Consider the following 20,169-nt stretch of genomic DNA (forward strand, 5'->3'; position numbering starts at 1 on the left):
TCATTTATCCTTTTTTATTTAAAATCTCCAATATTTTTTCTATTGCTGTTCCATCACCATACGGATTATGTGCCATAGACATTTTGCGATATTCTTGTTCATCTTCAAGTAATTTATTTACTTCTTGAATAATACGTTCTTGTGATGTTCCAACTAATTTGACAGTACCTGCTTCAACGGCTTCTGGTCGCTCTGTTGTTTCACGCATTACTAATACTGGCTTACCCAAAGAAGGTGCTTCTTCTTGGATACCACCTGAATCCGTTAAAATCAAATAAGATTGCTTCATTAAGTACACAAAAGCGAGATAGTCAAGCGGTTCAATCAAATGAATATTTTGTCTGCTATTGAGTAGGCGATTTACTGGCTCTCTAACATTTGGATTAAGGTGAACTGGATAAACAAATTGCACCGTTGGGTGTTGTTCAGCCAATATAGCGAGTGCATTACAGATATTTTCAAAACCACTCCCAAAATTTTCTCTACGATGACCTGTAATCAGAATGGTTCGCTTATTTTCCAGAAAAGCAAACTGCTTCGCATACTGGGAAGATAAGTTTGGATTTTGTTCAATTTTTTGTAATGACAATAGCAAGGCATCAATAACCGTATTACCCGTTACATAAATCTGTTCACAAGGAACACCCTCTTTCAATAAATTTTGTTTTGTACTTTCTGTGGGAGCAAAATGATACTTCGCAATAGCGGCTGTTAATTTACGATTCCCCTCTTCTGGCCAAGGGGCATATAGATTATAAGTTCTTAACCCTGCTTCAATATGGGCAATATCTATTTGATTATAATAAGCGGCAAGTGCTGTAGCCAAAGTCGTTGCGGTATCACCATGTACAAATATGATAGTGGGTTGATACTCATGAATAATCGGTTGAATTTTGTTGAGGATAAGTCCTGCTACACCTGATAAAGTTTGCTGTTGGCTCATAATGTCCAAATCATAATCAGGCTGAATATTAAATAATGCCAGCACCTGATCTAACATTTGTCTATGTTGTGCTGTTACACAGACCTTAAAATCTAAGCCACTGGTCTTTAAACCTTCAATCAGTGGAGCCATCTTGATGGCCTCTGGACGAGTACCAAAGACAATGAGTAATTTTTGTTCTTTTCTCATATTCATATAAAAATACATATTTCTAGCGGATAAATAATCATCTCAACTAGAAATAGATCCTCTCAAAATTAAATAATTTTTAAATGACTTTAATCATATAAAGATAAGCTATAGCGACAAAATATCTGTACTAACTTATCTTCAACCCCATTTCTAAGCATTCATTTTTGTTATGCCAAATTTGACACATTAAGATAGCTAATAAGCCTACAAATTATTACATCAGAATATGACATACATATTTTCTTAAATTACCAAAAATAAAATAATATATTGCACATTTTAACATATAGCAAAATAAATATACAAATTGAATAATTAAGAAAAACAAAGAAATATTTATAATGGAATAAAAAATATTTATTTTTGGGAAGTTACCTGAAAGAGAAAATTATATATTTCAAATAGTTATAAATAAATAACCAGAATATTGACTTTATCAAAAGAACAATTCTTACTTAAATTTCATCATCAAAAATAACGCGATTATAAAAACTACCATTAATCATTGTTGTATTTAGGTGATATTTTTGATAGGCATCAAATAACAGCATATTGGGTTTTGTTGGGGTATGCCAAAACTGTGCCAAAGATTGCTGAGATGTTAATCCCTCTATATCATAATTTGCTCGCCCTAGCGTAATAACAGGCATTTCATGCAGTAAAGCAGAAATACCACTTGTACTATTGATGGTTACCATTGCTCTACCCTTTCTTAATAAAACAGGCAAAGGCACATCATGGATATAATAAATTCTATTTTTTAAGTGTGGATACTGATCAATGTATTGATTAATCAGACAGGTATAATCAATCAAACCACGATCCATCGGGTGGTGTTTTATCACCAGATTTAATGTCTTAGGTGCGTGCAATACAAAAGAAGTTAAGACCTCTTCCAAAAAATGAACGACAGAGGCATAGTCGCAATGCACTTTGACCTGTGTATCATCATATACCTGCAAAGTAACAATATAAAAGTTTTGTATTTTCCCTGTATTTATTTTGTGGGCAAAAAAATAGTCTTGCCAGTAATAATAAAAACGTTTAATACACGACTTACTCCAAAGACGGATATAGTATCGTAAATTAAATTCTTTATGATGGATATAATACGGATAGCTAGACTGCCGGCAACAGGCAGCGACATAGTAAAAAATGGCTCGTTTTGCCATTGGGAGAAAACCTTTTGCTACTTTTTTAGCTGGTTTTGGCAAGTCTAACTTTTTGGCTTGTTGTAAATAAAATTGAGGATCTTTTGGCAACAAAGAATAAGCATTGACCCCGTCTTGCTCAAAGGTAACATAGTCTGGTCTAAAATAACCTTCCTCGAAAACCCAAAACCGTATATTGAAGTGGTACGCTACTTTCTTAGCCATTCGGTGATAGACACGCGTATCCCCAAAGCAAATAATACTGTCTATTTTATGCTTTAAACAAAATTGTTTTAATTTTTTCTCAAAGGCTTCTACTGTATCACGGTAAGCAAATGTATTCGGCGTATGATAAGGATAATAATACTCATCACCTCCGTTAAAATTTATTTTAAAAACAACTTTATTTTTATCAGAAAGCCATTTGGAGAAATCCATAAAAAAACCACCCACAGGCCCCTGTAGCAATAGAATATGATGGCTATTCTTTAATAATTGGGTTAAATTATGCATGGTTTAAAGATACTCAGTGTTTTTATGCTATTTAATGTTCTACTCATAAAATAGTCAAAGAACATGATTTTTAATTTAACTTATTTTATGATAAACAGCATTACAATTTATCACAAAATCTAAATAATAGATTATTAATAGTAAAATATTATAATAAAAAGAAATCAAATAAGATAAAATAATACCATTTTGTTATTTTATTAGTTTGTCGAGTTTTATCATTTAATAAACAACAACTAAAACATACCTTTATTCGGAGAGATTAAGCATGAAAAAGCGGATGATAATAAGCACAATTGCAGTTATCCTTAGTGCTTGTAACGCTATGCCTACTTCAGGTCCTAAACAAAGCAAAGTGATGGATCTTCAGCAACAACGCACAGATTACCAATCCAAAGTAGATGTTGTGGATATTAATGACCATATTGCAGAAAATCTTTTTAATCAACGTCAGCAACAATTTTTTAGTCAATTTACCCAACAAATGGCTGATTATACAGGCACGGTCAAAGTAGGCGATACCCTTGAAGTCATGATCTGGGAAGCACCTCCAGCGGTATTATTCGGTGCGGTACTCAATGAAAACGGCACAGGGGGATCACAACTGACTACCCTACCAGAGCAAATAGTGAGTAAAACGGGCAAAATTACCGTCCCCTTTGTGGGAGCAATTACCGTAACAGGCAAAACACCCGAACAAATTCAACGTCTTATTGTAAACCGCCTCAGTACACAAGCCAATCAACCTCAAGCATTGGTACGTCTTATCAAAAATAATACCGCCAATGTTACTGTCCTTCGCCAAGGAAATAGTATCCGTATGCCACTAACACCAACAGGTGAGCGAGTACTAGATGCCGTTGCGGCAGTAGGTGGCACAACAGAAAACATTCAAGATGTTTCCGTACAACTAGCACGAGGGACAGAAGTCAAAACACTATCATTAGAAGTCCTCACGGCTAACCCTTCCGAAAATATCAAACTTCGTTCAGGTGATGTATTAACACTACTCAACAATCCATTAAGTTTTACTGGCTTAGGGGCATTAGGAAATAACCAACAAGTCAGATTTGCAGCCAAAGGTATCAATCTCGGCGAAGCGATTGGTAGAATGGGCGGATTAATCGATCATCGTGCCGATCCTCAAGGTGTCTTTATCTTCCGATACATTCCCTTTGATAAATTATCACTCACCGAACAACATATTTGGACACAAAAAGGCTATACAAAAGGAATGGATATTCCCAGAGTCTATCGCATCAATTTACTAGACCCTAAGTCAATGTTCTGGCTACAGCGTTTCTATATGGAAGATAAAGATTTAGTCTATGTCTCTAATGCACCGCTGGCAGAGTTTCAAAAATTCCTAAGAATTATTTTCTCTATTACATCACCTGTTATTAGTACAACAAACAGTGTTAATAGTTTATAAGGAATACTCATGAAATTATTTAAAAAAACCAATAAATTATTCGCTTTAACCGTATTAATCCCTACCTTTTGTGCCTTTTTTTATTTTAGCTTTTGGGCTTCTGATATTTATATTTCAGAGTCTAGCTTTGTTGTCCGTTCACCCAATAATCAAGCCGCTCTTAGTGGCATGGGTGCTGTACTACAAAATGTAGGATTTTCTCGTTCACAAGACGATAGTTATACTGTGCGTGAATACATGACTTCACGTAATGCCTTATCACAGCTAGAACAAAAACTACCCTTGCGTGAATTTTATAATAAAGGTGATATATTTAGCCGTTTTGCACCTTTTGGTATTGGAGAATCTAACGAAGAATTCTTTCGCTATTTTCGCCATAAAGAGTCGGTAAGTTTAGACTCTGTATCGGGGATTACCACATTACGTATTCGTGCTTTTGACGCAGAAGCTGCACAACAAATAAATATGGAATTACTCCAACAAGGCGAAACCTTGATCAATCGACTGAATGAACGGGCTCGCCATGATACGATTGCATTTGCAGAACAAGCTGTCCAAGAAGCCACTACTCGGGTAGAAGAAACCGCCAATGCCTTAACACAATACCGTATTAATAATGTTGTCTTTGATGTACAAGCACAGTCTGAAGTACAACTAGCACTTATTTCTAAACTACAAAGTGAACTCATTAATATCCAGACTCAATTGGATCAAGTTCGCTCTATATCTCCTGCTAACCCTCAAGTCAAAACATTAAAAGCAAGAGAAGCCAGTATCCAAGAAGAGATGCAGAAACAAATCCAACAAGTCCTTGGAGGTGGCGATTCTACGGCTAACCAAACCGCAGAATATCAACGCCTTGTATTAGATAATACACTCGCCCAACAACAACTCACCAGTGCGATGACAACACTACACAATACTAAAAATGAGGCAGAACGCCAACAGCTTTACTTAGAGGTTATTGAGCAACCAAGTAAACCTGATTTTGCCGTAGAACCTTATCGTCTCTATAATATTCTTGCCACCCTTATTATCGGCTTAATGTTATATGGCATATTAACCTTATTATTAGCTAGTATTAAAGAGCATAAAAACTAATGCAATACGGTAAACAAACGACATTAAAGCAATCGGTTATTATTCAATTGCGCGTTATTTTTGCTTTGCTAATGCGTGAAATTATCACACGGTATGGACGCAAAAATATCGGTTTCTTATGGCTCTTTATTGAACCCTTATTAATGACAGGTTTAATTGTATTACTCTGGGGGCTTATACGTGCCAGCCAAGTGTCCACACTGAATATTACTGCCTTTATGGTAACTGGGTATCCGCTAATGATGATGTGGCGTAATGCCTCTAATCGTACTATTGGTGCTATTTCCGCTAATATCAGCCTACTCTATCATCGTAATGTACGTATATTAGATACGATTTTTGCTCGTATCTTACTTGAGGTTGCTGGTGCGACAATTGCTCAAATTGTTCTAATGGTAGGGCTTATCATATTTGATCTCATACCTATGCCTGCTGATGTACTCTATATGTTGAATGCATGGTTACTAATGGCACTATTTGCCACAGGATTAGGACTTATTATCTGCTATATTGCCTATCACTCTGATGCGTTTGGCAAAATTTGGAGTACCGTCAGCTTTTTGATGATGCCACTTTCAGGGGCTTTTATTTTTGTCCACTCTTTACCCAGTCATATACAACCCTATGCCCTATGGATTCCCATGATTCACGGCACCGAAATGTTCCGTCATGGTTATTTTGGCGAAACAGTGACGACTTATGAAAACATTACTTTTCTTATCGTCAGTGACCTTGTTTTATTATTAATGGGTTTACTACTCATTAGGCGATTAAGTCGTGGAGTTGAACCACAATGATTAACGTAAAAAATGTCAGTAAAAAATATCATACCAATAATGGTTGGCGTACGGTACTACAAGATATTAATTTTGAACTTAAAAAGGGGGAAAAAATTGGTATTTTAGGTCGTAATGGTGCAGGGAAATCAACTCTTATCCGTCTTATCAGTGGTGTAGAAGCCCCCACATCAGGCGAAATCACACATTCCATGAGCATTTCATGGCCACTAGCCTTTAGCGGAGCTTTTCAAGGGAGCTTAACAGGAATGGATAATCTACGCTTTATTTGTCGTATTTACGGCATAGATATTCATTCTGCCAAAGCATTTACTGAAGAATTTTCAGAACTGGGGGATTATCTCTATGAACCTGTCAAAAAATACTCTTCAGGTATGAAAGCCCGTTTAGCCTTTGCCATATCACTTTCTGTTGAATTTGATTGCTATCTTATTGACGAAATTATTGCTGTAGGCGATTCACGTTTTGCCGATAAGTGTAAGTATGAATTATTTGAAAAACGCAAAGATCGATCGATTATCCTTGTATCCCATAGCCCTAACGCGATTAAAACTTATTGTGAAAATGCAATGGTATTAGAACAAGGCATTATGCACCAATTTGATAATATGGAAAATGCCTATCAATTCTATAATCAACTTAAATAATTAAGTATGGCTAACATATCATACTAATCCCTTCCCTTTGATTAGTAAGAGCAGGATAGTAGCAAAAATAACGCTATACAACAAATAGACAAAGAGCTAATCAGCGGTAACCGATTAGCTCTCATGTAAAGTCTTATTTTATAAAAATAACTATGTTGTCTTAGAGATATTAATCATTAAATGAACGTGATTTAGGGCTTTTCATCACACATTCGGCACTAAGCTCATGACCATTGCTTAGTAAGAATGTGAAAGGTATTTTATCCCCTTGCTTAACATTGCTTGGTTTATAGAGCATATAGTGATAGCCACCCGGTTTAAACTCTACAGCGCCTTTAGCAGGAATTTCTACTTCTGCTACATGACGCATACCCATCATACCGTCTTCTTCGTAGCTTTCATGTAGTACAGTTTTCTCAAAATGAGATGATTTTATACCCACTACATAAGCTGGAGTATCTTCTGTATTTTTAAAATTAACATAGAGTGCTGATGGATGTTGTTCATTATTTAAGCGTCCCCAGCAGTTAGATACCTCTAACTTTACTGCACTTTCTTTATGGCTAGCAGAATGGTGAGAAGCATGATGATGTGCTGCTTGTCCTGAATGATCATGACCAGAATGTGCAAGTGCAGGTTGAGCGATAGCCATTGCACCGAGTAAAGATGCCGTCAAAAGAGATACTTTTTTTAGCGAAAACATAGGAAACCTCCATGTATAAATATTGAGACAATGCTCACGAGAAAAACCATACCCATAGCATACCATTTTTTTATTCAAATAGATATGTATAATTTGAATATATTATATAGCATTTTATTACACTTCAAAAATATACCCATGTAAAAATTATTTCAATCATATACAGTGTACTTATTAAACTTTAAGAACGATTGATATATCATTTTTATTTAAAGAAAAATCATGTTTATCTAGCCAGTAGATAAGCCATTATCCAAGTATCATTAAAGATCAGAATAGGATATCAATTAAAAATTTCTGAATGAGAATTCAAACGAATAAGGGTTAATACACCATCTTTAATACTATAAATCAGCACTAAATCATTTTGTATATGACAATCACGATATGCCTTCATCTTTCCTTTTAATGGATGATCTCTATACTTTTCAGGTAGAGGTAACCCATGCTGAAGATGATACATAACTTCAGTAAATTCTGTTGAAAGCACTTGCTTGAGACTAAGTTTATCAAAGTCTTTCTTAAAATCTTTGGTATAAGCTATGGTAAGCGTTTTAGACTGTGCTATTGCTTTAATCATGTGATTAGGATATGTCAGGTACTTTAAGCAAAGCCTCAGCAATACTCATATCAGATGGTTCAATCATTTCTACATTACCTTCTTCCGCATCTTGCATTGATCGCAATGTGGTGACATTTGGCTCTAAATAGGATAAATCGACAGGAATTCTCTTTGTATTTGCAATTTGTGTCAAAAATACGTTTAGCACTTGTGATGGGGTCAAACCATAATGCTCAATTACACTAAATGCTTCCGCTTTAACGGATGGTGCTAACCGAAAACTAAAAGAAGCACTATTTAAATTTGCCATAGTAATCTCCTTAATATAAGATACTCACATTATAGTCCTTATTGTATTTCAATGCAATACATTATAATTATCAACATATTCCTATACCTGATATTTTTCCCCTAGTTCAAACATACTTCACTCACCACCTTGCTCATGGCATATAACAAGATATTATTGAAAATATGTACATGATATTGTACAATATAACAGTATTAAGGAGTTATTATGCACACAATTACATATACCGAAGCACGCCAAAATCTATCAAAACGAATGCAACAAACCATTGATAATCAAGAAGCTATCCTTATCACTCGTTCTCGAGGAGGCAATTGTGTATTAATGTCTGAAGAACAGTATAGTGCTTTACAAGAAACAGCCTATCTTTTACGTTCCCCCAAAAATGTAAAACGTTTATTAGAATCGATTGAAGAATTAAAATCCAATCAAGGCATAGAACTAACAGAGTTATCAGAATGAAAATTATATTTTCAACACATGCTTGGGAAGACTATCTCTACTGGCAAACAATAGATAAGCAGATACTTAAACGAATTAACAAATTAATAAAAGATATACAAGGAACACCTTTTGAGGGACTAGGAAAACCAGAACCACTTAAATTTAATCTATCAGGTTTTTGGTCTAGACGAATAACAGAGGAACATAGATTAGTCTATGAAGTCCAAGCCGATAGTTTATTTATTATCGCTTGTAGGTATCATTACTAGACAAGTCAATACAAAGCCACTTATCATGATTCACCATTAACTACTCTTTTTAAAAAAGCGACCAGTAAGCACTACTCTTTTTATACTATTTTCCATTGATAGAAACATTTAATATTTAGCCTAGGATTAAAATAAATGCGTATTTTATTGATTGAAGATGATCCTGATTTAGCCCATTGGTTATCAAAAGCCCTACATAAAAATGCAGGATTTAATGTTGAATGGGTGAATGATGGACTACTCGCTTATAAGCAATTACATCTTGAAGAATTTGATGCGATTGTTCTTGATTTGGGCATTCCTTCTTTAGATGGTTATTCCTTATTAAACAAACTTCGTACCGAAGATAATCACACCCCTATATTAGTCCTCACCGCAAGAGATTCTCTGGCAACACGCGTGAATACCTTAGATAGCGGAGCAGATGATTTTTTACCTAAACCCTTTATGATGGAAGAGCTTATTGCCCGTCTCAGTGCCTTAATTCGCCGTAGTAGAGGAAAAGACAAACCCAGCATGAGTTGCGGTAGTCTGCGATATGACACCAGTAGTAAGTGTTTTTTTCTTGCCTCAATCCCTCTTTCACTCACCCCCAGAGAGAGTGAAGTTCTCCGTATTCTTTTACAAAAAAGTGGAGAACCCATTAATAAACAATTTATCCTTGATCGCTTAACCAATATTGATGAACATTTTAATCTTGATGCAATTGAAGTCATTATCCATCGTTTACGCAAAAAACTACATCAAAGCGATATACAAATTACAACACTCAGAGGGATTGGTTACTGCTTAGAACCCGTCACACCTCCCCTTTCAAATCAGCAACCATAAGAAAGATAATCCCGTATGAAACAGCACTATACCAGTTTAAAATCAACCTTATTATGGCTATTAATCCCTATCTTTATCGCCATTACCATTGTCTTTTTACTGGTTTCTACACAAGAATTAAAAACACAAATCAATCAAGCATTTGATCGAACACTAGCAGGGGCATTACGTTCTATAGAAGTGAATATTCATACCGACCACGGTGGATTATCCATGGAACAACCCTTTTATTTATTTGAGTTCTTAGCCCTAACCACCCAAAGTCCTGTTTATTTTCGTGTTGCCACAGAAGATGGGCTAACCGAACTAGGATATGCCGCTATCCCACTTCCCGAACAAGCACTACAAGATAAACCCATTTTTTACAACAGCACTTACTTTGGTGAATCCATCCGTGTTGCTGCAATAGCTATCTATCCCAAAAACACCTTACACTATGCTCCCGATACAAAACTAATTATTCAAGTCGCCGAACTATCCTCTGCTCGTCAAGACTTTATCAAAAAAATGCTTTGGCAAACACTCATAAAAGATATTGTCATACTCATCATACTTGCTATTATTATTTGGGTTGGTATTTTGATGGCTTTAAAACCATTAAAAAAGCTCAGCCATAAAATTAATGCACGGCATGAAAACGATCTTAGCCCTATTCTGGCAGACCATATCCCACAAGAAATTCAACCCCTTGTCAATGCATTAAACCTACATATGGAACGTTATACCCAAAAAAGCCAACGACAACGACAATTTCTTGATGATGCCTCTCACCAGCTTCGTACCCCATTAGCTGTTTTGAATACCCAAATTAGCTATGCACAAAGCCTTATTTCCCAAGAACATGAATTAAATGATGTACTGACTGCGATGCAAAAGAAAATCAGTACAACCATTAACCTTACTAATCAATTACTCACATTAGCTAAAGTACAAGACTTAGCAGATAACCATACCACTTACTTTACACATGAAGTATTTGACCTTACTCTATTAACCAGACACACCGTCAATGAATTACTCCCCTTAGCACGACAAAAAAGAATAGATTATGGACTGGATATACCCGACACCCCTATTTACATTACCGGTATCCCTTGGTTAATAAAAGAAGCCCTCAGTAACCTTATTCATAATGCTATCCAATATACCCCTCAAGAAAGTCATATCACTATTGCTATTAGAACAACCTTAAATACTGTTGAACTATGTGTAGAGGATAATGGTATAGGTATGAGTACACAAGAAATAGAAGAAGCGGGTAAGCGTTTTCAACGAGGACAGGCAGCCCAAACACAACAAGGTTCAGGACTAGGACTTGCTATTGTCAAAACCATTGCAGAGATTAACCATGCTACACTCACCTTTGTTTCACGACCTACCTATCAAGGTTTAAAAGTATCACTGCACTTTCCAATATCTTGCTAAAGCGGCGATTGTCTTGATACTCCTCAAGTGATATACTCCAAAGAAATAACAGGGAAATAAAAGCTAATTTCTCTGTTAGCCTACTAACATTACCAATTTTTTGAACACACTAAAATTAATTTAATCATGAACAAAGAAGAAAATTCAACAGGGTCTTTTATTGCCTTTGTACTACTTTCCGATACTCAATGGGACATCAATCAACTGATAAACGATTGTAAAACAGACTGGAATATAGAATTACCTAATGATAGCCAAGACAATACACTATACACCAAGATTGGTGATATGACGCTTGTCATCTCTCTTATGCCAATTCCCATTCCAAACAAAGAAGTCGAATACCATGCAGCCACAAACTATATGTGGGAAGATGCAGTAGAAATAAGCAAAAGCCATAAAGCACATCTTTTAGTTTCTGTACTTGGAAAAGATGCCAATGTATTAGACAAAGGGAAGTTATTTACTAAGGTTATTTCTTCCTGCTTAAAACAGGAAAATACGATTGCTGTTTATACAGATGGAGCCGTATTCCAGCCACAATTTTATAGAGAAGTCGCTTCAATTATGCAGCAAGACGAAAACACTCTACCTATATTAAATTGGGTATGGTTTGGTATCTATCATACGGATGAATTTGCTGGTATCTATACCTATGGAATGAGAAAATTTGGAAAAGAAGAAATTGAGGTATATGCAAGCAATGCTGATTTAATTGAGATTCGTAATTTTCTATTAGATGTCGTTGCGTATATTTTAGACGCTAATATAACACTACAAGATGGTGAAACTATCGGTTTCTCAGCAGAACAAAAACTCAGTATCACCCTTAGTGATGCGATTGCATTAGATGGTAAGAGTTTAAAAATTCAATACCCTCAATAGAAACCTATACTGATGATAGAAAATCGTGGTGTTAGAAACGGTATAACACCATTGATACAACTGTAAAAATAATAACCGTCTTTACTTCAAAAAGTACGGAGAAATAACGATTGACCAAGCGAGTTTTCTTAAGCGAAGCGGAAGAACTGCAACTCAACATTATTTGCAGTGCTTTTGTAAGCAATAATTTATAACTAAAATATCCTATAAAATAAATACTAATTTCATCAAAAATATTTAATAACAAAACATTTTCATTAGGACTTTCCCTAGTTTTCACAAAAAAAACCTATTTTGAAAGCTAATCGAAAGCTATTATTCGTTAAGGTTATACCTATTTCCTCCTCAAAAGAGACTCACCTTACCTATCAACAAGGAGATAACCATGATAAAACTAACCAAACAACCTACCACACTTATCAGTGCTTGCTTACTAAGCCTATCCCTACTTAGCCCAGTATCCGCACAAGAACAACCCAAAAAACCAGAATGTATTGCCCCTGCACAACCCGGTGGTGGATTTGACCTTACCTGCCGAGTCGCCCTAAACGGCTTTCAACAAACAGGCATCTTAACCGAACCCATGCGTACACTCTATATGCCCGGTGGAGTTGGTGCTGTTGCCTATAACAATATCGTAGCTCAACGTCCTGATGACCCTAACGCTATCGTTGCCTTCTCTGGCGGTTCATTACTCAACCTAGCACAAGGAAAATTTGGAAAATACAATGTCAATGATGTCCGCTGGTTAGCCGCCATTGGTAGCGATTACGGTGTTGCCATTGTCCGAAACGATTCCCCTTACACCGACCTAAATTCCCTTATGCAAGCCTTTAAAGAAGACCCTCGTAAGATTATTCTTGGTGCAGGCGGTTCTGTTGGTAGCCAAGACTGGATGAAAGCCGCTCTCACTGCCAAAGCAGCAGGGGTTGATTATAAAAAAATGCGTTTTGTTGCCTTTGAAGGAGGTGGTGAAGCCGTTACCGCTCTGCGTGGTGGACATATCCAAGCCTATATGGGCGATGCCGCAGAAGCACGTACATTAATAGATGGCGGGGCACCTATTCGTATTCTCGCTGTATTCCATGATGAACGCTTACCCGGTACTTTATCGAATATCCCTACTGCCAAAGAGCAAGGCTATGATATTCAATGGCCCATTATCCGTGGCTTTTATGTCGGGCCTAAAATCACCGATGAGCAGTACCAATTCTGGGTCAATGCCTTTGATAAACTCATGCAAACACCCGAATTTGCTCAACTACAAGAGCAACAAGGATTATTCCCTTTTAATAAAACGGGAGCAGAACTTGATACATTCGTAAAAGAACGTGTTGAAAAATACAAGGCACTAGCAGACTCTTTTGGTTTAATTAAAAAATAATTTCCTACACTATGCGATAAAGATAGATATCACAGAAAGAGGGTTATCTTACCCTCTTTCTCTGCTTTATAAAAATAATACGATAACACTTAATTTTCTTTGAGGTTTATCATGCCACTCAATGACCGTACGCTAGGTTTTTTTGCCTTACTTTTTGCTATTTTTTTGACCCTTTTTGGTTATTCACTTGACGCAGAATTTTCTTACGAACCTGTAGGGCCAAAAGCATTTCCCTTACTCATTGCACTTATTATTGGTATTTGTGGATTAGTCTTGATTAAAAAGGGAGGTCATCCTATCAAATCGAATCCCCCTCACGCCAATTTTCGTATTTTTACCATGCTGATTTACATAACAGCCTATGCCTTTCTTTTCCAATGGTTAGGCTTTATTCTATCCACCTCATTAATGACTATTTTTGTCGCCCATCTTTTTGGAGGATCATGGAAAAAATCCGTTATTGGCGGTATAGGTATGGGTATCCTCTTTTTTCTCTTATTTGATAAAGGGCTTGACGTTATTCTTCCGACTGGCATTTTAGGAGATTTACTATGAGTCAATTTTTTGACCATCTCAGTTTAGGCTTTGGGGTAGCTTTTTCTTTACTCAATCTAGTCGTAGCAGCTATCGGTTCTTTTATCGGTACTATCGTAGGCGTATTACCCGGCTTAGGCCCTATCAATGGGGTAGCAATGTTAGTACCTATCGCCTTCGCAATGAAACTACCCCCTGAAACAGCCCTAATCCTATTGGCAGCCGTATATGTAGGTGCAGAATATGGGGGACGTATTACCTCTATTTTATTAAATGTTCCGGGAGAAGCAGCCTCTGTTATGACAACCCTAGATGGTTATCCTTTAGCACGTCAAGGCTTAGCCAGTGTTGCCTTATCCCTCTCTGCATGGGCTTCTTTTGTTGGCTCTACCGTTGCTACTATTGGTATTCTTGCTCTTGCCCCTATCTTAGCCAATTGGGCTGTTGCCTTTGGGCCTGCAGAATATTTTGTATTAATGGTTTTTGCCTTTGCGGCACTCACTAGCCTATTGGGTGAACAACCCGTCAAAGGTATTCTTTCCGCCATGATAGGATTAGCGATTTCTACCGTTGGTGTAGATGCCAATTCTGGGGTTTATCGCTATACTTTTGATCTACCCAACTTAGCCGATGGGATTGATTTTGTTGTCGTTGTCATTGGTTTATTTGCTATTGCTGAAATGCTACAAATGTTAGAAAATCTTCTAGCAGGTGAATCAATTGATGTTCCAAAAAGCACACGCAAACTCTTTAATCTTAAAGAAATTTGTCAAACTGCTTGGACAACTTTACGATCAAGTGTAATGGGATTTTTTATCGGTATTCTTCCCGGTGCTGGGGCAAGCGTTGCATCTGCCGTTGCCTATGCCAATGAGAAAAAAATAGTAGAGAGTAAAGACCCCCATGCAAAATTTGGGAAAGGTGATATTCGAGGACTTGTAGCACCCGAATCGGCAAATAATGCAGCAGCAACAGGTTCATTTATTCCTATGCTCACATTAGGTGTTCCTGGATCAGGCACAACAGCCGTGATGATGGGGGCGTTAACCCTCTATAACATTACCCCCGGCCCTATTCTCTTTGAAGCACAACCACAAATTGTTTGGGGCTTAATCATTTCCCTCTTTATTGCAAACATTATGCTGTTCTTTATGAATGTACCTCTTGTACGTGTCTTTGCTGCTATGTTACGCATTCCACCTTGGTTATTAGTCCCGGGAATTCTCTCTATCAGCTTTATTGGGGTCTATGCCATTAACGGCACAACTTTTGATTTAATGCTAATGGTCATTATTGGGCTTATTGGTTACTTTCTTCGTAAATTTAATGTCCCTATGGCACCGCTTGTTCTTGGTGTGGTATTAGGCAATATGATGGAGCAAAACCTTCGCCGTGCCTTATCTATGTCAGATGGTAATATTCAAATTCTTTTTGAAAGCTATCTCTCAATAGGTCTATGGATTGCCGCTCTTGCTGTGGGTATTATTCCCCCATTATTACGAAAATGGCGTAAAAAAGTCGTTACCGCACCAGCTAATTAATTTATTTTCTATAATACCCACCTATGAAGCAAAATATTTATCCTTATATCCTCGGTTTTTTGATTGCCCTAGGTGGGGCATTTATTGCGAATCTTCTCCATATCCCATTACCATGGTTAATGGGGCCACTTATAGCCACTGCCATTACAACCATTAATGGTGCAAAAAGTAAATCTCATCCCTATTTCCGTTATTTTGGACAGTGGGTTATTGGGATATCTCTCGGTCTTTACTTTACCCCTAGCACAATGGCTACCGTTATGGATCTTTGGCATTATATTATTATGGGGTGCTTTATTGCACTTCTTATGAGTATGTTTAATGCTTTTTCACTCTATCGTTGGGGAAGAGTTGATTTTAAAACAGCATGGTTTGCAGGGACTGTTGGCGGTGCTAGTGAGATGGCAAATTTAGCTGAACGCTATCATGCTCAATCCGATAGAGTCGCCTCTTCACATAGCGTTAGAGTGCTGATTGTTGTACTGGTTATCCCTTTTGTTTTTCGCTTACTTGATATTCACGGGACAGAAGCTATAGAATCGGATATTCCCTATCAATTTAGTTTGGTCGGATTATCGCAACTATTAGTATTAACACTTATCGCAGGCTTTATTTTTATCCGTTTTAATATACCCAATTCATGGGTACTTGGGCCTTTGTTAGTTACGCTTATATTAACCAGTCATGAGGTACACCTTACTCATCTTTCACCCGAAATTAGAAATCTAGGGCAACTCTGTATTGGCTGGTCATTAGGCAGTAAATATACCCCTAATTTTTTTAGTAAAGCCCCTCGCTATATCTCTGTCAGTGTACTTATCAGCCTAGCTAGTTTATTGGTATGTGCTGGTTTTGCCTTTATATTATCATGGATTTCAGGTATTCCTGTCTCTACCCTTATTCTAAGCCTAAGTCCCGGTGGGATTACTGAAATGACAATTACCGCCAAAGTGCTGATGCTAGGCGTACCAACAGTTGCCGCCTTTCATATTGCTAGAATGGTTTTTATTCTACTAACAGCACAACCTTGTTATAAGCTATTAAATCGCTATATACAAAAACGACACCACCATCATCCTATAGATGAGTAAGTGTTATTATTAATCTACCCTAGTTCCATCACTAACTCTGGGTACTTATCTAATAATTGGATTAATTTTAATGCTGCTCCACTAGGATTGCGTTCTTTATTTCTTTTTTTTATAACCAAATTCCTCTTACGACTTTATTATTTCTTCCAAGGTCTGCTATAGTGATGACTTTAGAATAGCCAATACCAAAGGGAGATACCATGAAAACACTATCCTTAGTAATCACTACCCTTGCTTTTACCCTAGCAGGTACAAGCACACAAGCATCAACATTAGATACCGTTAAACAACGCGGTCATGTTATTTGCGGAACAACCACAGGCTTTGCAGGCTTTTCTGCTCCTGATAGTAAAGGCGAATGGCAAGGACTTGATATTGATTTATGTAAATCAGTCGCTGCTGCTATTTTTGGCGATGCATCCAAATTCAAAACCGTTCCCCTTAACTCTCAACAACGTTTTACCGCCCTACAGTCTGGTGAGATAGATATTCTTACTCGTAATACCACTGTTACACAACAACGAGATACCGCCTTAGGCATACAATCACCGGGGGTTAATTTCTATGATGGACAAGGCTTTATGGTCGCCAAATCATTAGGTGTCAGCAGTGCCAAAGAACTAGATGGTGCGACTATCTGTTTACAAACAGGGACTTCTAATGAAAATACCCTTGCTGATTGGGCAAGAGCCAATAAGATCAACTACACACCTGTTGTTTTTGATCAATTCAATGAAGTGGTCAATGCCTTTGCCTCTGGTCGTTGTGATGTGTATAGTACAGATGCATCAGGCTTAGCCTCTATTCGTATTTCACGCCTTTCTAACCCAAATGACTATATTGTATTACCCGAACTCATTTCTAAAGAGCCTCTAGGTCCTTTTGTTCGTCAAGGGGATGATCAATGGTTTAATATTGTCAAATGGACACTTCATGCACAGCTGAATGCCGAAGAAATGGGGGTAACAAGTAGTAATGTTGATAAACAACTCACCAGTACCAATCCAGCGATTCAACGACTTTTGGGTGTAACAGAAGGTTTTGGTAAAAATCTAGGATTAGATGATAAATGGGCATATCACATTGTAAAACAGGTAGGTAACTACGGTGAAAGTTTTGATCGCAATGTCGGTGCTAAGAGTCCACTCAATATTCCTCGAGGTTTAAATCAGCAATGGTTTAAAGGAGGCTTACATTACGGTTTACCTATTCGTTAAATCACACTAACAACATAGTAGGTAAGCATTTTATAGGCTTACCTTTATAACTTTATTATCTGCACCTTAAAAAGCAAAAGATATTATGCGTATAGTTAAGGTGCAGATTTTATTTTTGCCGCTCTTTAATAACCTCTCATTTAATTAATACTTAAAAACTTAATATTTAAACTAATACTACATCAAAACAATAAAACAATTAGTTAAACATAGCCGATTTATTAACCATTCCTTTTTATGATGTATTTTTAAAAATATCCTCTAAAAATTGGTATCTTATACAGTAAATTTTATAAACTATGATATAGTAAATAAGAATAATTTTTATTATGATATAAATAGTAGTATGCCTCTTTACCATTCCCTAAAAAAACATCTAGATAAAAAGCTATTGACCACCATTATGCTTTGGGGGATTATCTTACTATTGATATTAAATCTTTCCTTTTTTGTGACATGGAAATTTGAAGACCGAGGCATAGCCCTTCAACAACTCAACCAGCTAAATACGCGTATATCCTTACTAACAACAATTAGTACCTCTTCTTCTCCCAATACAATTCACACCACACAAGAAGAAGTCATTTATGATATGGATAAGATATTATCTGATTTATCCGATAATGATATTTTTTGTTGTTCTTCTGTTTTAGATAAAAATACATATCCTCAACTCAAACAAAATATTCAGACCCTTATTCGCCAAGCCACCTCACTTACCATCGATAAGCAAGCTATTTCTCAAACCGCACACCATATTCTCCATGAAAATGAAATCCTTGCACAAATCATCACCAAGCAGAATACCCGTAATATTAAGCTCATGCGAATTATCCGTATAGGGCTTTTTTCGCTGATTGCCTTATTGCTCTTTACCTCATTCTTCCTCTTAAAAAAGAATATCTTAAAACCACTCAATACACTTAAAGACGGATTTAATGCTATTAAAAAAGGACAATTTGATACGGCAATTACCATCAATACTAAAGATGAATGGGAAGAAGTTGCTTTAGGTTTTAACCAAATGGTGCGTGAATTACATAACTCTTATTCTTTACTTGAAAATAGGGTTAAGCTCCGTACGCAAGAACTGGAAAATGAAAAAAACAATAAAGAAATACTTTACCAAATCACGTCTTATCTACATGAAAATGAGTTGTCTCAAAAAACCCTATACCATTTACTCCATAGAATTCAAAAAACATATCATACACGCTCAATTTATCTTTTTTTAATGGAAAAAGATAAGTTTAATCTTAAACAATTTATTCCATCTGATATGGCAGAACAAAATATCATTCAGCGTTATTGTCATCAATATCATCATACACTGAAAACATCTACAGCCCCTTATATACACTGCACACAAGATAATTTGCACTTTACCATTATCTTTATTAAATATAAGAAAAATAATGTAGGGTTACTTGTTGTTAATTTTAATACTGATGATCAAAATACCTCTCACACCCTACAATTATTAAAACCTATCTGCGACCAACTCGCTGTCGCACAGGAAAACAAGCATTTACATGAGCAACAAAAAGATTATGCTATTCTCTCCGAACGTAATCTTATTGCTCAGCGTTTACACGATAGCATTGCACAATCACTTGCTTTTTTGAATATGCAAATCCAATCCCTCAAAAATGAACTATCCACAGAGGCATCTACTACCTACCAAACACATATTGAGATGATTGAAAAAGGGATTCAACATTGTCACGAAGACATTCGTTTATTACTGAATAATTTTCGTGCAAAACTTAACTATACTAATTTACAGGAAGCCGTAAAATCAATTATCCAGCAGTACCAACAACGCTACCATTTTACGATTGATCTCCAGTGGTCTGATGATATTCACTTGCATAAAGATCAGCAATTACAAGTTATCTTTATTCTTCAAGAAGCATTATCCAATATTGCTAAACATGCCAAAGCAAGTCATATTACTATCCATTTTAAACAGCAACCCCACTTTATGATGGAAATAAAAGACAATGGCATTGGCTTTGAATTACAAAACAATACCAACCAACCACTACATTATGGCGAGCATATTGGTTTAGCCATTATGAAAGAACGTAGTGAGCATATTGGTGCCAAACTTCAGATTACCTCTGCCAAAAACCAAGGGACTTGTATTCAATTTAGCCTTGATTCCTCAACAACACGTTAATTTAAAAGGTTTCTT

Annotated in this window: 20 protein-coding genes; 15 read left to right on the forward strand and 5 right to left on the reverse strand. The window is 36.5% G+C overall.

The features are described from left to right. Positions 1–4: 4 nt before the first annotated feature. Positions 5–1,132, reverse strand: a complete 1,128-nt coding sequence (gene wecB, locus F9B76_RS04805; protein ID WP_159991086.1) for a non-hydrolyzing UDP-N-acetylglucosamine 2-epimerase — start codon at positions 1,130–1,132, stop codon at positions 5–7. A 458-nt stretch (positions 1,133–1,590) separates the two neighbouring features. Beyond that, the gene (locus F9B76_RS04810) at positions 1,591–2,799 is read right to left on the reverse strand and encodes a capsule biosynthesis protein (RefSeq protein ID WP_159991087.1); all 1,209 of its coding nucleotides are present in this window, start codon (positions 2,797–2,799) and stop codon (positions 1,591–1,593) included. Positions 2,800–3,067: 268 nt separating this feature from the next. Between F9B76_RS04810 and F9B76_RS04815 the strand changes: the two genes are divergently transcribed. From F9B76_RS04815 to F9B76_RS04830, 4 genes are read left to right on the forward strand one after another with little or no spacing between them, the layout of a single operon-like run. Beyond that, entirely contained in the window at positions 3,068–4,231 is a 1,164-nt protein-coding gene (locus F9B76_RS04815; protein ID WP_159991088.1) for a polysaccharide biosynthesis/export family protein, read from the forward strand. 9 nt (positions 4,232–4,240) lie between these two features. Continuing rightward, the gene (locus F9B76_RS04820; RefSeq protein WP_159991089.1) at positions 4,241–5,332 is read left to right on the forward strand and encodes a capsule biosynthesis protein; all 1,092 of its coding nucleotides are present in this window, start codon (positions 4,241–4,243) and stop codon (positions 5,330–5,332) included. Beyond that, positions 5,332–6,129, forward strand: coding sequence for an ABC transporter permease (locus F9B76_RS04825; RefSeq protein ID WP_159991090.1), 798 nt, complete (start codon positions 5,332–5,334; stop codon positions 6,127–6,129). The genes F9B76_RS04820 and F9B76_RS04825 overlap by 1 nt, the downstream gene beginning before the upstream one ends. Beyond that, the gene (locus F9B76_RS04830) at positions 6,126–6,776 is read left to right on the forward strand and encodes an ABC transporter ATP-binding protein (protein WP_159991091.1); all 651 of its coding nucleotides are present in this window, start codon (positions 6,126–6,128) and stop codon (positions 6,774–6,776) included. The genes F9B76_RS04825 and F9B76_RS04830 overlap by 4 nt, the downstream gene beginning before the upstream one ends. A 169-nt stretch (positions 6,777–6,945) precedes the next feature. On the opposite strand, the gene F9B76_RS04835 is transcribed toward F9B76_RS04830, so the two are convergent. From F9B76_RS04835 to F9B76_RS04845, 3 genes are all read right to left on the reverse strand, one after another. Further along, entirely contained in the window at positions 6,946–7,479 is a 534-nt protein-coding gene (locus tag F9B76_RS04835; RefSeq protein WP_243140682.1) for a copper chaperone PCu(A)C, read from the reverse strand. 283 nt (positions 7,480–7,762) lie between these two features. After that, entirely contained in the window at positions 7,763–8,059 is a 297-nt protein-coding gene (locus tag F9B76_RS04840) for a type II toxin-antitoxin system RelE/ParE family toxin (RefSeq protein WP_159991092.1), read from the reverse strand. Positions 8,060–8,063: 4 nt separating this feature from the next. Further along, a complete protein-coding gene (locus F9B76_RS04845) occupies positions 8,064–8,351 on the reverse strand; it encodes a type II toxin-antitoxin system RelB/DinJ family antitoxin (RefSeq protein WP_159991093.1) in 288 nt (95 codons plus the stop codon). Between the two features lie 207 nt (positions 8,352–8,558). On the opposite strand from F9B76_RS04845, the gene F9B76_RS04850 reads away from it, so the two are divergent. From F9B76_RS04850 to F9B76_RS04900, 11 genes are all read left to right on the forward strand, one after another. After that, positions 8,559–8,813: a type II toxin-antitoxin system prevent-host-death family antitoxin gene (locus tag F9B76_RS04850; RefSeq protein WP_159991094.1), complete on the forward strand. Its 255-nt coding sequence runs from the start codon at positions 8,559–8,561 to the stop codon at positions 8,811–8,813. After that, the gene (locus F9B76_RS04855; protein WP_159991095.1) at positions 8,810–9,064 is read left to right on the forward strand and encodes a Txe/YoeB family addiction module toxin; all 255 of its coding nucleotides are present in this window, start codon (positions 8,810–8,812) and stop codon (positions 9,062–9,064) included. The genes F9B76_RS04850 and F9B76_RS04855 overlap by 4 nt, the downstream gene beginning before the upstream one ends. A gap of 135 nt (positions 9,065–9,199) precedes the next feature. Further along, the gene (locus F9B76_RS04860; RefSeq protein ID WP_159991096.1) at positions 9,200–9,895 is read left to right on the forward strand and encodes a response regulator; all 696 of its coding nucleotides are present in this window, start codon (positions 9,200–9,202) and stop codon (positions 9,893–9,895) included. Positions 9,896–9,910: 15 nt separating this feature from the next. Then, positions 9,911–11,320, forward strand: coding sequence for a sensor histidine kinase (locus tag F9B76_RS04865; RefSeq protein ID WP_159991097.1), 1,410 nt, complete (start codon positions 9,911–9,913; stop codon positions 11,318–11,320). A 126-nt stretch (positions 11,321–11,446) separates the two neighbouring features. Further along, positions 11,447–12,205 carry a DUF4261 domain-containing protein gene (locus F9B76_RS04870; RefSeq protein ID WP_159991098.1) on the forward strand — a complete coding sequence of 253 codons (759 nt, stop codon included), beginning with the start codon at positions 11,447–11,449 and terminating at the stop codon, positions 12,203–12,205. Positions 12,206–12,590: 385 nt separating this feature from the next. Further along, the gene (locus F9B76_RS04875) at positions 12,591–13,589 is read left to right on the forward strand and encodes a Bug family tripartite tricarboxylate transporter substrate binding protein (RefSeq protein WP_159991099.1); all 999 of its coding nucleotides are present in this window, start codon (positions 12,591–12,593) and stop codon (positions 13,587–13,589) included. A gap of 111 nt (positions 13,590–13,700) precedes the next feature. Beyond that, a complete protein-coding gene (locus tag F9B76_RS04880) occupies positions 13,701–14,144 on the forward strand; it encodes a tripartite tricarboxylate transporter TctB family protein (RefSeq protein WP_159991100.1) in 444 nt (147 codons plus the stop codon). Continuing rightward, on the forward strand, positions 14,141–15,664 hold the full coding sequence (locus F9B76_RS04885) for a tripartite tricarboxylate transporter permease (RefSeq protein ID WP_159991101.1): 1,524 nt from the start codon (positions 14,141–14,143) through the stop codon (positions 15,662–15,664). The genes F9B76_RS04880 and F9B76_RS04885 overlap by 4 nt, the downstream gene beginning before the upstream one ends. A gap of 23 nt (positions 15,665–15,687) precedes the next feature. After that, the gene (locus F9B76_RS04890) at positions 15,688–16,755 is read left to right on the forward strand and encodes an AbrB family transcriptional regulator (protein ID WP_243140684.1); all 1,068 of its coding nucleotides are present in this window, start codon (positions 15,688–15,690) and stop codon (positions 16,753–16,755) included. A gap of 200 nt (positions 16,756–16,955) precedes the next feature. After that, positions 16,956–17,972 carry an amino acid ABC transporter substrate-binding protein gene (locus F9B76_RS04895; protein WP_159991102.1) on the forward strand — a complete coding sequence of 339 codons (1,017 nt, stop codon included), beginning with the start codon at positions 16,956–16,958 and terminating at the stop codon, positions 17,970–17,972. Positions 17,973–18,423: 451 nt separating this feature from the next. Further along, positions 18,424–20,154 (forward strand): ATP-binding protein, encoded by a 1,731-nt coding sequence (locus F9B76_RS04900; protein WP_159991103.1) that lies wholly within the window; start codon positions 18,424–18,426, stop codon positions 20,152–20,154. Positions 20,155–20,169: the final 15 nt, after the last annotated feature.

It is taken from the genome of Pelistega ratti (assembly GCF_009833965.1).
Taxonomy (GTDB): domain Bacteria; phylum Pseudomonadota; class Gammaproteobacteria; order Burkholderiales; family Burkholderiaceae_B; genus Taylorella; species Taylorella ratti.